Genomic DNA, 12,039 nt, shown 5'->3' on the forward strand with positions numbered 1-12,039 from the left:
AGAATGACCATGCAACCGATTCAGGCGAGCGCCAAGGCGCAGGGCATCATCGCGGACCTGCAGGGCTTCATCCGCGACGAACTGCTGCCGCTGGAGCAGCGCGAAGGCATTCGTTTCGGCGAGAAACACGACCGCGGGCTGCTGCGCGATCTGTGGAAGCGCGCCTGCGAGCGCGGCTTCTACAACATCATGTTGCCCGAGGAACTGGGCGGCGCGGGCCTGGGCATCGCCGACCTGTGCGCGGTGAAGGAAGCGGCGGCGAGCAGCGGCGCGGTACTGGCCGCCCACGTGCTGGGTGAGCTGAGCGGCCCGCCGCGAATCGGCCACTTGTTCCGTGTCGCCAGCGACGTGCAGATCGAGCACTTCCTGCGTCCGGTGTGCCGCGCCGAGAAGGCGGTGTGCTTCGCCCTGACCGAGGCCGAGGCCGGTTCCGACGCGACCGCGATCAAGACCACCGCGCGCCGCGAGGGCGACCACTACGTGCTGGATGGCGCCAAGCGCTACATCTCCGGTGCGCCCTACGCCGACTTCGCCGTGCTGCTGGCGGTGACCGGGCCGGGCAAGGGCGCCGAGGGCATCTCGGCGTTCTTCGTCGACCTGGCCGCGCCAGGGGCGAAAGTCGTTTCCGACTACCAGGCCATGTCCGGCCCCGGCACCCACGGCGACATCCTCCTCGACGGCGTGAAAGTGCCGGTGGAGCATCGCATCGGCGAGGAGGGCAAGGGCTTCAAGCTGGCCATGGGGCGCATCACCCTGAACCGCCTGCTGCACTGCGCGACCATGCTCGGCATGGCCGACCTGGCGCTGCGCCTGTCGGTCGAATACGCCCGCACGCGGGTGCAGTTCGGCCGGCCGATCGGCATGTTCCAGGCGGTCAGCCACATGATCGCCGACATGGCCACCGAGCTGTACGCCGCGCGCAGCATGATGTACGCCACCGCGGCGAGCTACGACGCCGGCGGCGACATCCGCACGCAGTCGTCGATGTGCAAGGTGTTCGCCTCGGAGACCGCGTTCCGCATCGCCGACCGCGCGGTGCAGGTGCACGGCGGCGCCGGGCTGATCAACGGCCATCCGGTCGAGTGGCTGTTCCGCGCGACCCGTATGATGCGCATCCTCACCGGCACCAGCGAGATCCAGCGCAACACCATCGCCAAGGGCATCCTGATGCCCGACTGAGCGTCCCGCACATGAGCGAGGCGCGCGGCCATAACAAGAGAGAGACACGCGACATGTACGATTCCCCTGCCTACCAGCCCCGACGGGCCTGGACGGTCGCCTTGCTGCTGGCGGCGATGATGCTGGTGAACTTCCTCGACAAGGTCGTCACCGGCCTGGTCGCGGTGCCGATGATGAAGGAGCTGCAGCTGACCCCGTCGGAGTTCGGTCTCGTCGGCGGCAGCCTGCACTGGCTGTTCTCCATCTCCGCGGTGGTCGGCGGCTTCCTCGCCAACCGCCGCTCCACCCGCTGGTTGCTGCTGGGCATGGGGGCCTTCTGGGCCCTGGTGCAGTTGCCGATGCTCTATGCCACTTCGCTATGGACGCTGGTGGCCTGCCGCGTGCTGCTGGGGGTGGGCGAGGGGCCGGCGTCGCCGGTCGCCACCCACGCCCTGTACAAGTGGTTCCCCGACGACCGGCGCAGCCTGCCGGTGGCGCTGCTGCATTCGGGCAGCGCCATGGGCCTGCTGATCGCCGGGCTGATGATCCCCTGGGTCAGCACCCACTACGGCTGGCGCAGCAACTTCGCCATCCTCGCCGTGCTGGGCCTGGCCTGGTGCGTGGCCTGGTTCCTGCTCGGCCGGGAGGGGCGGGTGGGCGAGACGGTGCCCGGCCAGGCGCCCGCTGAACGCCTGCCTTACCGCCGCCTGCTAAGCGACAGCACCGTGCTGGCCAATTACTTCTGCCATTTCGCCGCCAACTGGTCGCTGGCCCTGACCCTCACCTGGGTGCCGGCCTACCTGGAGAGCGGCCTGGGCCTGAGCCCGATGAATGCCGGGCGGCTGTTCGGCCTGTTCGTCCTGGTGACCATGCCGCTGAGCCTGTTCCTGGCCTGGCTGTCGCAGCGCCTGCTGCGCGCCGGATTGCCGTCGCGCGTAGCGCGCGGGGTGTTCGTCTCGCTCTGCCTGCTGGCCAGCGGGGCGTTGTCGATCAGCCTGCTGGCCGATCTGCCGGTTGGGCTGCGCATGACCTACATGACCCTCAGCGGGGGCCTGGCGCTGGTGATGTATTCGGTGGGCCCGGCGATGCTCGCGGAGGTCACGCCCTCGACGCAGCGCGGCGCCATCCTTGCCATCGGCAATGCCTTCTCGTCGCTGGCCGGGCTCAGCGCGCCCATCGTTACCGGCTTCCTGGTGCAGCGTTCCGGTGGGCTGGACGGCGCCGGCTACGCCCACGGTTTCGCCGTCAGCGGCGTGCTGCTGCTGGTGGCCGGGGTGGTCGGCCTGGCTTGGCTGCGCCCGCAACGCTCGCGCGCGCAGCTGGACCGTTGCCTGGTCGGCGCCGGCTGATCAGTCGGCGCCACGGGGCGAGCGTTCGATCAGCTCGCCCTTCCAGGCGCCGTTGCGCACGCATTCCACCAGCAGTTCGCGCACCAGGTCGTGGATGCACGAGGCCGCGAAGGACAGCGGCTTGTGCGCCGAGTGGGCGATCGACACGGTGCGCAGGATTTCCGGCTCGACGATGCGCCGGGCCATGGCGTGCGACGGCGCGTCGATCGGCGGCCAGTTGCTGATGGTCGCGGCCAGGCCGCTGGACACCAGCCCGGCGATGCCATAGGCCGACTGCTGCTCGTAGCGCACGTCCAGTTCCACCCCGGCGGCCATCGCCGCCTGCTCGATGCGCCTGCGCAGGTGCAGGCTGCGCGGCGGCATTACCAGGGGCTGGGTCGCCGCGTCGGCGAGCGTGATGGTGTCGCCGTCGCCCGCTGGCGCCTGCTGGCCCACCCAGTACAGCCGCTCGATGAAGATGGGTTCGGCGATCACGCCTTCCAGTTCCTCGGCATTGGGAACGATGCCGAAATCGACCTTGCCCAGCTCGATGGCCTCGCCGCCTTCCTTGCTCAAGCCGTCGCGTACCACCAGCTCGATGCCTTCGAACTTCTCCCGGGCGCGGCGGATGATCGCCGGCAGTAGCAGCGCCGAGGAGGTCACCGGGATGGCGATGGATACCCGGCCGCGCGGGTTGCCGCGGCTCGACACCAGTTCGTCCTTCACCGAATCGATCTTCTGGATCACAGAGCGGGCCACCTCGTAGAGGCGTCGTCCGGCATCGGTGAGGTCCACGCCGTCGTGCTGGCGCACCAGCAGCTGCATTTCCAGTTCGCTTTCCAGCATGCCGATCTGCCGGCTCAGCGCCGGCTGCGCGATGTAGGCCTTGCGCGCGGCGGCGGAGAAGCTGCCCGCCTCGGCGATGACGATCAGGTAGCGCAGCTGCTTCAACGTCATGTCGGTACCTCGTGGCCATGCTGCTTTGTTATGGGTGCCATAGGGAGACGATATTTGTTCCAGGCGGGGAGGGCTATTTAGTATCGGCCCTGAGCAATAAATCAAGGCCTTGCACAAAGGCCCTGCCAGCGTATCGGAAGTTGCCGCCTGGGCATTTCGAATACGGCTCAATAAATATATCTATTCAAATAAAATCAATGACTTGTCTATATTCCTGGGTGGTTTGAAACTGCCCGGTGACGGAAAGTTATTGGCCGAAAATCGCTCGAGAATAAAGAGGATAAGAGTGATGAAGCCGAAAGTCCGCCTGCTGCTGCGCAGTGCCTGGGTACTGGGCGCCAGCTGCACCTGCCATAACGCCTTGGCATATAACTTCGAACTCGGCGAGGTCCAGGGCCAGCTCGACTCGTCGCTGTCGCTGGGTGCCAGCGTCTCCCTCCACAACCCCGAGCAGCGCCTGATGAAGAGCGCTTCGGGCGATGACGGACGGCGTAACTACGAGGCCGGCGATGTCTTTTCCAAGCTGTTTCGCGGGCGTCACGACCTGGAGCTGCGCTACGGCGACAGCGGCGTCTTCCTGCGCGGGAGTTACTGGTACGACTACGCGCTGCGCGACGAAAACCAGCGCTTCAAGAACGTCGAGGACGCCGGCCGGGTGACCTCGAACAAGTCCGCCGGGGCCGAGTTGCTCGACGCCTTCGTCTATCACAACTTCGCCATCGCCGACGAACCGGGCTCGGTGCGCCTGGGCAAGCAGGTGGTCAACTGGGGCGAGAGCACCTTCATCCCCGGCGGGCTCAACGTGATCAACCCGACCAACCTGTCGGCACTGCGCCGGCCGGGCTCGGAGGTCAAGGACGGGCTGGTGCCGGTGAACCTGTTCTACGTCACCCAGAACCTCAACGAGAACGTCTCGGCGGACTTCTTCTACCAGTTGGACTGGCAGCAGACCAACCTCGACAACTGCGGCACGTTCTTCTCCGGCAACGACTACATCCCCGAGGGCTGCACCGGCCTGGACGTGGGCGGCAACCTCACCGGCAATGCCGCTGCCGTGCGCGCGCTCTCGCCATTCGGGGTGAAGCTCACCGAGGAGGGCATCGAGCTGCACCGCGCCGCCGACCGCGATGCACGCAACAGCGGGCAGTGGGGCCTGTCCATGCACTGGTTCGTGCCGGCACTGGACACCGAGTTCGGCGCCTATGCCGCCGTCTACCACAGCCGCCTGCCCTATACCGGCTCGATCAGCAGCCCCTACCTGACCAACACGAGCTTCGCCGGCCCGCTGTGCGGCAACCTCGGCCTGTCCGGCGCCGCCTGCCGGGGGCTGCTCGCCAGCAGCGCCGGCAAGACACTGGCCGGAGCGCTGCGCATGGGCACCTCCAGCTACTTCGTAGAGTACCCCGAGGACATCCGCCTGTACGGCCTGACATTCTCCACCACCCTGTCCAGCGGCACCGCGCTGCAGGGCGAGCTGAGCTACCGGCCAAACCTGCCGTTGCAGTTCAACGGCACCGACCTGGTCCAGGCGGCGCTGGGCGACCCCTCGCGCACGCCGCTGCTCTCCAGTGGCGCCCTGGTCTACGCCGACAATGCCGCCTCCGACGGCTACCGGCGCAAGGAAGTGAGCCAGGCCCAGGTCACCGCGACTCAGACCTTCAGCCAGGTCATGGGCGCCGACCAGCTGGCGCTGGTGGCCGAGGTCGGCGCCACCTACGTCGGCGGCCTGGAAGGCAAGTACGGGCCGCGCTACGGCCGCAACAGCACCTTCGGCCCCGGCGAACTCCGCGACAACAGCGTGTGCCTGGCAATCTCCAGCTCACCGCAGAACTGCAACGACGAAGGCTTCGTCACGCCCTTCGCCTGGGGCTACCGGGCCCGCGCCATCTGGAGCTACGCCAACGCCATCGCCGGCATCGACCTCAAGCCGGGGTTGTCCTGGTCGCAGGACGTGAAGGGCTACGCGCCGGCCGAGGTGTCCGGTTTCAACGAAGGCTCCAAGGCCGTCGGCCTGTCCCTGGATGCGGACTTCAACAGCACCTACACCGCCGGCCTTGCCTACACCAACTATTTCGATGGCGACTACGGCACCCGCGGCGACCGCGATTTCGTCTCGCTGTCGGTCGGCATCAACTTCTGACGTGGAGCCTCGCACCATGAATCGACTTTTCTGCCTGCTGTCCGCCACCCTCATCGCCCAGGGCGCCCTGGGCGCGGTTCCGGCCAAGGAGGCCGCCGAGCTGCAGGGGCGCCTGACCCCGCTGGGCGCCGAGCGCGCCGGCAGCGCCGACGGGCGCATCCCCGCCTGGCAGGGCGGGCTTGCCGCCGACGCGCTCAAGCACCTGGGCAACGGCACCGCGGCCGACCCCTATGCCGGTGAGAAACCGCTGTTCGTGATCGACGCCAGCAACTTCCGGCAGTACCAGGCCAACCTCAGCGCCGGGCAGCAGGCGATGCTGCAACGCTACCCGGGCCAGTACCGCATCCCGGTCTACCCGAGCCATCGCAGCGTGGGCGTCGCCGACCCGCAGCGCGACTGGGCGGCGCACAACGCCGCGAACACCCGCCTGGTCAACGGCGGCAACGGCCTGGAGAACTTCCAGGGCGCGCTGGCCTTCCCGATCCCCCGCGACGGCCTGGAAGCCATCTGGAACCACATCACCCGCTATCGCGGCGGCAGCCTGATGACGGTGAGCGACAGCGCGGCGCCGCAGGCTGGCGGCGGCTTCGTCATCACCACCACCGAGCAGCGCTTCACCATGGCCGACCAGGTGACCGACTACCAGCCGGGCAAGGCCGACAACATGCTCTTCTACTACAGCCACCGGATCACCGCGCCATCGCGCCAGGTGGGCGAGGTCGTGCTGGTCCACGAGACCCTCGACCAGGTCAAGCAGCCGCGCCTGTCCTGGGTCTACAGCGCCGGCCAGCGCCGCGTGCGCCGTTCGCCGGACAACGCCTATGACGCCGCCGGCCCGACCACGGCGGGGCTGCGTACCGCCGACAGCCGCGACATGTACAACGGCGCGCCGGACCGCTACGACTGGAAGCTGGTCGGCAAGAAGGAGCTGTACATCCCCTACAACAGCTACCGCCTGGCCTCTCCGGAGCTGAAGTACGCCGACTTCCTCAAGTCCGGCTACGTCGATCCGGCGCCGGTCCGCTACGAGCTGCACCGCGTCTGGGAAGTGGAAGCCACGCTCAAGCCCGGCGCCCGCCACATCTATTCCAAGCGTCGCTTCTACCTGGACGAGGACAGCTGGACCATCGTCGAGAACGACCTCTACGACAGCCGGGGCGAGCTGTGGCGGGTAGGGGAGAACCACACCTTCTACCAGGGCACGCCGCAGGTGACGCTCTCCGCCATGCAGGTGTTCTACGACCTGCAGGCCGGGCGCTACATCGCCTCGAACATGACCAACGAGCAGGCCCGTGGCTACGACTTCAGCTACCGCGCGAACAGCTCCGACTACTCGCCCGGCGCCCTGCGCGGGCTGGGGATCCGCTGAGATGGGCGGGCAGCCTGCGCTGCCGCGCCGCGGGCGCCTGGCCCGGCGGCTGCTCGGTGGCGGCCAGGAGCCGGACCCGCGCTTCAGCCTGGCCAACGAACGCACCTTCCTGGCCTGGATCCGCACGGCGATGGCGCTGCTGGCCGGCGCCATCGCCGTGGACGCCTTCAGCGACCAGGTCTTCGCGGCGCCGGGCAGGGCATCGCTGGCCGCCTTCCTGGCCGGACTCGGCCTGGTCGGCGCCGGCGCCGCCGGCCTGCGCTGGCTGGAGGTGGAGCGCGCGCTGCGCCAGGGCCGACCGCTGCCGTTGCCGCTGATGCTGCCGGTGCTGGTCGTCGCCTGCGTGCTCCTGGCGGCCGGCCTGATCGGCTACCAGCGATGAGGGACGAGGGCCTGCAGGCCGAGCGCACCGCCCTGGCCTGGACGCGCACGCAGCTGCTGATGCTGGTGCTTGCCAGCCTGGTGTTGCGCCGCGTCGACGAACTGCCTGCCGCCGCGCTGTGGCCGGCCGCGCTGCTGGTGATCGGCATGCTCTGCAGTCTGGCGCACCAGGCCGAGCGCTACCGTCGCCGCGTCCTGGCGCTGGCCGTCGGGGCCGGGTGTGGCAACGGCCTGTCGGTGGCGTTGATGAGCATCGCCTTGATGCTGGTCGCGGGACTCACCCTGGCGCTGGTTCCGGGGCGTTGACCTTGCGCGATCTCTACACCCTCGACCTGAACCTGCTGACCGTCTTCGATGCCATCTACCAGCAGCGCAGCATCACTCGCGCCGCGCAGCTGATGGGTATCAGCCAGCCGGCAATGAGCAATGCGTTGGGACGGTTGCGGCGGCATTGCGGCGATCCGCTGTTCACCAAGAGTCACCTGGGCGTGACGCCGACTCCCGCCGGGCACCGCTTCGCCGACCATGTGCGCATGGCCCTGGAAAGCCTGCGCGAAGGTTGGCGGCACGTTGTTGCGCAGCAGGAGGCGCCGGGCGAGCTGAAGGTCAGCTGCGCGGACTGCCTGCAGCCGCTGTTCCTCGACAGCACGCTGGGCTGCCTCGCCAAAGGCTGGCAGGTGAACTTCTACCAGCCTGCCCGTCGCGCTGCCTTCGACGAGTTGCTGACAGGACGCCTGGACCTGCTGCTGGACATCGACCAGGTCGTGCCCTCCGGCTACCCGATCCGGCGCATACCGCTGTTCATCGACGTCTACGTATTCGCCCATGGCACTGCCCTGGAAGAGCCGCCGCGGACGCTGGAGGCGTATCTGCGGCAGCCGCAGATACAGGTCTCGACGCGTCGCGGCGGGCTGTCGCCGGGCGACCTGTCGCCGGTCGACCTTCAACTGGGCCTGATGGGCCTGCGACGAACCATAGGCGTGCGCGTGCAGAGCGCCCTGGCCGCCCGCCTGATGCTGGATCAGCATCCGCTGGGGGCGACGCTTCCAGCACGCATGGCCAAGGTGCTAGGCCTGCGCAGCGCGGCATTGCCGTTGGCCAGGTCCGTCGAGTGTCCCGTCGCACTCTATGCCTGTGCCGATTCGCCTTGCGCACAGCGGCTGGAAGGGCTGGCAGAGGCCTTGGCGGAGAAGCTGTTGGCGCTGGCCTGAGCGTGCATGGGTTCAGAAGGTGCTGCCGGGAACGCCTTCGGCAGCCGCCGCTGTGGCTGTTCCCGGGCGCCAAGCACTTGTTCAAGGGCTGCCTGGACAAGGCGGTCGATCGCGTTCTAGAACATCTGCGTGCGCTGGCCTGACTCGCATCGGCCCGGGCACCTTTTCGTCCCAGTCCGCCCTGGAGCCGCCCATGAGCCTGTCCCCGTTCCACCTCGCCATTCCCGTCTACGACCTGCCCGCCGCGCGCCGCTTCTACGGCGAGGTGTTCGGCCTGGCGGAAGGGCGCTCCAGCGATCACTGGGTCGACTTCGACTTCTTCGGCCACCAGCTGGTGATCCACGAACACCCGAAGACCGCCTCCCAGGAAAGCGCACACTGCAACCCGGTGGACGGCCATGACGTGCCGGTGCCGCACTTCGGCGTGGTGCTGGAATGGGCTCGATGGGAGGCCCTGGCCGAACGCCTGCGCGGCTTCGGCGTGCAGTTCGTCATCGAGCCCTATGTGCGCTTCAAGGGCCAGGTCGGCGAGCAGGCCACGATGTTCCTCTTCGACCCCTGCGGCAACGCGCTGGAGTTCAAGGCGTTCAAGGACATCGGCCAGCTGTTCGCCAAGTGATCCCGGCCAGGTATCGACGCGCGCGATACCTGGCAGCGCGAAACGCGCCTGGACCGGTTGGACGCCGGCTGCCATAAGGCGCCCATGCGTTATCGCCGCCTCGATCTCAACCTGCTGGTCGCCCTCGATGCGTTGCTCGACGAGTGCAACGTCAGTCGCGCGGCCGAGCGCCTCAACCTCGGCCAGTCCGCCACCAGTGCCGCGCTGGCGCGCCTGCGCGAGCATTTCAACGACCCGCTTTTGATTCCCGTCGGCCGCCGCCTGGAACCCAGCGCCCTGGCGCGCGGGCTGGCGCCCAAGGTGCGCGCGGCGCTGGCCCTGACCGGCGAGATCGTCGACGCCTCGGTGCGCTTCGAGCCGGCCGGCTGCGACCGTCGCTTCACCCTGGTCGCCTCCGACTACATCGCCGCCGTGCTGCTGCCCTCCGTCAGCCGCGAACTCGCGCGCCTGGCGCCTGGGGTGAGCCTTGCGGTGCGCGACCTGCCGCTGCCGCGCGACGGCGACGTGGTCAGCGAGGCCCTGGAGTACCGCCGCAGCGACCTGGTGATAGTGCCGCAGCGCCGGGTCAACCCGCGTTATCCGCAGCAGGTGCTGCTCAGCGACGAACTGTGCTGCATCGTCTGCGCCGAACATCCGGCCTATCGCGACGGCATCGACTTGGCCGGCTACTGCGCCGCCGACCATGTGCTGCGCGAGTTCGCTGATGGGCAGAACCTCGCCATGGACGCGCTGCACCTGCATGAACTGGGCATCGCGCGGCGTGTCGCGGTGGCCGTGCAGAGTTTTTCCCTGATGGCCGAATTCATCGTCGGCACCCCACGCGTCGCCACGCTGTTCCGCCGCCAGGCCGAGGCGCTCGCGCGGCGCTATCCGCTGCGCGTGTTGCCGGCGCCGCTGGCCTTTCCGGCGGCGCCGCAGGTGTTGCAGTGGCACCCGCAGCGTGACTTGGAGCCGGCCCAGGCCTGGCTGCGCGAGCTAATAGTCAGCCAGGCCGGGGTGCTGGATCAGCCCTGAGCGTCGCCGGTGTCGGCGTGCAGGCCAATCTCTTCAATCGCCAGCAGGGCGCAGCGCTCGTCGTTGTCCGAGGTGTCGCCACTCACGCCGATGGCACCGAGCAACCGACCCTCCGCATCACGCAGCAGGATGCCGCCAGGCACCGGGATTACCTCGCCGCCGGTGAGGCTGTTGATCGCATCGAAGAACGCCGGCATCGCCTGGGCCCGGCGCGCCAGCTCGCGGCCGCCGAAGCCCATGCCCAGGCAGCCACGGGCCTTGCCGGTGGCGATCTGCGGGCGCAGGAAACTGGCCTGCTCGTCGCGCAGCAGCGCCAGCGGGTGGCCGGCGGCGTCCAGTACGGCAGCCGCCAAAGGACGCACACCTAGCCGCCGCGCGTGGCGCAAGGTCGCTGCGGCCAACTGCGCGGCGCGTTCGAAGTCGAGGAGGGCGCTCATGCTCACAGGCTCCATTTGCCGCGTTGGGCGACGCGGTCGCGGGTGTAGAGGTCGGTCCATTTCAGCGAGTTGAAGTCCGACACCTGCTTGGGGTTGTACGCCGTACGCTCCAGGCGCACCGGCTGGCCGGCCTTGTACACGGCCTGCAGGCGAGCGCGGTGCTGCAGCACGCGGATGTCCTCCAGCGGCGAGGCGTCGAGGATCAGCAGGTCGGCCTGCTTGCCGGGTTCGAGGCTGCCCAGGGTTTCGCCGCGCGGCATCAGCCGGGCGCCGACGTTGGTCGCCGCGTAAAGGGCCTCGGCGGGGGTGAAGCCCAGGCGCGTGACCAGCAGTTCGAGCTCGCGCGCATGCCATTCGCCATACGGGGTGACGGCGAAGCCGCTGTCGCTGCCGCAGGCGAAGGGGATGCCGGCGGCCTTCGCGCGCTTGAGCACCGGCGTGCCCAGCTCCAGGGTGCGCGCGCAGTAGCCGGCGTAGCCCGTCGAGATGGCCGGGTCGTGGGGCTGGCAGAAGTCCACGGTGTTCTGCGGAAAGGTCATGGTCGGGGCTAGCACGCTGCCGGCTTCCAGCAGCGCCTCGATGCAGGCGTCGTCCATGTAGAAGGCATGGAAAACCAGGTCGACCCCAGCCTTCGCCGCGTACATCACCGCCTCGCGGCCGTAGGCATGGGTGGCCACCTTGCAACCCAGGCGATGGGCTTCCTCGACCATCTCGCGGGTCTCGTCGGCGGTGAAGGCGGCGATGATCTCGCCGTTGGGGCGGCGCTGGGTGCCGTCCATGGCGATCTTGATCAGGTCGACGCCGTCCTTGGCCTGCTTGCGGATCTCGGCGATGGCCTCGGTGCGGCTGGTGACCAGGGCGGCGGTGAAGTACTCCGGCGCGCCGACGCGGCTGGGGAACCAGTCGTTGAGGCTCTGCCGGTTGGTGATCACGCGGCTGCTGGCGGCAATTCGCGGCCCCTCGAAGAGCCCGGCGTTGACGCTGTTGCGCACGGCGATGCTGAGCTGGCCGCTGTCGCCGGGGCAGACCATCGAGGTGACCCCGGCGGCGAGCACGTGCTGGGCGAAGAACAGCCCGCGCAGGGCGCGGAATTCGTCGCTGGTCCAGATATCGATGTCTTCCTCGCTCTGCGCGTTGCCGAAGGCCAGGTGGGTGTGCACGTCGATCAGCCCGGGCATGACGAACTCGCCGCGCGCTTCCCGGTCGCCCGGTTGCGGTCGTGGCGCCTGGGCGGTGGGGCCGGCGTGGCGGATCACGCCGTTGTCGATGATCAGGGTCTGCTCGCGAAGGGCCGTGAGGCCGGTGCCGTCGAACAGGGTGGAGCAGTGCAGGTGCAGGGCGCCCATGGGCGGTATCTCCTCGGTTCTTGTTGTGCCGGCAGGCTAGGGGCGGGGCGCGGCGGCTGACCAACAGATGCTGTCGATG

Annotated in this window: 12 protein-coding genes; 9 read left to right on the forward strand and 3 right to left on the reverse strand. The window is 68.7% G+C overall.

Translation table 11 applies throughout. The features are described from left to right. The first annotated feature begins 9 nt into the window (after positions 1 to 9). Entirely contained in the window at positions 10 to 1,179 is a 1,170-nt protein-coding gene (locus PKB_RS11580) for an acyl-CoA dehydrogenase family protein (RefSeq protein WP_043251858.1), read from the forward strand. A 53-nt stretch (positions 1,180 to 1,232) separates the two neighbouring features. Beyond that, positions 1,233 to 2,507: an MFS transporter gene (locus PKB_RS11585; protein WP_043251861.1), complete on the forward strand. Its 1,275-nt coding sequence runs from the start codon at positions 1,233 to 1,235 to the stop codon at positions 2,505 to 2,507. Here the strand turns inward: PKB_RS11585 and PKB_RS11590 are convergent, their stop codons facing one another. Continuing rightward, the gene (locus PKB_RS11590; protein ID WP_043251863.1) at positions 2,508 to 3,443 is read right to left on the reverse strand and encodes a LysR family transcriptional regulator; all 936 of its coding nucleotides are present in this window, start codon (positions 3,441 to 3,443) and stop codon (positions 2,508 to 2,510) included. 289 nt (positions 3,444 to 3,732) lie between these two features. On the opposite strand from PKB_RS11590, the gene PKB_RS11595 reads away from it, so the two are divergent. From PKB_RS11595 to PKB_RS11625, 7 genes are all read left to right on the forward strand, one after another. Further along, on the forward strand, positions 3,733 to 5,583 hold the full coding sequence (locus PKB_RS11595) for a DUF1302 domain-containing protein (RefSeq protein WP_043251866.1): 1,851 nt from the start codon (positions 3,733 to 3,735) through the stop codon (positions 5,581 to 5,583). 16 nt (positions 5,584 to 5,599) lie between these two features. Further along, a complete protein-coding gene (locus PKB_RS11600; protein ID WP_043251868.1) occupies positions 5,600 to 6,952 on the forward strand; it encodes a DUF1329 domain-containing protein in 1,353 nt (450 codons plus the stop codon). Between the two features lies 1 nt (position 6,953). Then, positions 6,954 to 7,334, forward strand: coding sequence for a YidH family protein (locus PKB_RS11605; protein WP_043251870.1), 381 nt, complete (start codon positions 6,954 to 6,956; stop codon positions 7,332 to 7,334). Continuing rightward, positions 7,331 to 7,639 carry a DUF202 domain-containing protein gene (locus PKB_RS11610; RefSeq protein WP_043251872.1) on the forward strand — a complete coding sequence of 103 codons (309 nt, stop codon included), beginning with the start codon at positions 7,331 to 7,333 and terminating at the stop codon, positions 7,637 to 7,639. Before PKB_RS11605 ends, PKB_RS11610 begins: the two co-directional genes overlap by 4 nt. Positions 7,640 to 7,641: 2 nt before the next feature. After that, positions 7,642 to 8,544 (forward strand): LysR family transcriptional regulator, encoded by a 903-nt coding sequence (locus tag PKB_RS11615; RefSeq protein ID WP_043257204.1) that lies wholly within the window; start codon positions 7,642 to 7,644, stop codon positions 8,542 to 8,544. Between the two features lie 193 nt (positions 8,545 to 8,737). After that, entirely contained in the window at positions 8,738 to 9,163 is a 426-nt protein-coding gene (locus tag PKB_RS11620; protein WP_043251874.1) for a VOC family protein, read from the forward strand. An 84-nt stretch (positions 9,164 to 9,247) separates the two neighbouring features. After that, positions 9,248 to 10,177, forward strand: a complete 930-nt coding sequence (locus PKB_RS11625) for a LysR family transcriptional regulator (RefSeq protein WP_043251876.1) — start codon at positions 9,248 to 9,250, stop codon at positions 10,175 to 10,177. Here the strand turns inward: PKB_RS11625 and PKB_RS11630 are convergent. Then, positions 10,168 to 10,614: a GlcG/HbpS family heme-binding protein gene (locus PKB_RS11630; RefSeq protein ID WP_242411221.1), complete on the reverse strand. Its 447-nt coding sequence runs from the start codon at positions 10,612 to 10,614 to the stop codon at positions 10,168 to 10,170. The genes PKB_RS11625 and PKB_RS11630 overlap by 10 nt on opposite strands. Positions 10,615 to 10,616: 2 nt before the next feature. Then, the gene (locus PKB_RS11635; protein ID WP_043251880.1) at positions 10,617 to 11,960 is read right to left on the reverse strand and encodes a metal-dependent hydrolase family protein; all 1,344 of its coding nucleotides are present in this window, start codon (positions 11,958 to 11,960) and stop codon (positions 10,617 to 10,619) included. Positions 11,961 to 12,039 lie beyond the last annotated feature (79 nt).

The organism is Pseudomonas knackmussii B13 (assembly GCF_000689415.1).
Taxonomy (GTDB): Bacteria; Pseudomonadota; Gammaproteobacteria; order Pseudomonadales; family Pseudomonadaceae; genus Pseudomonas; species Pseudomonas knackmussii.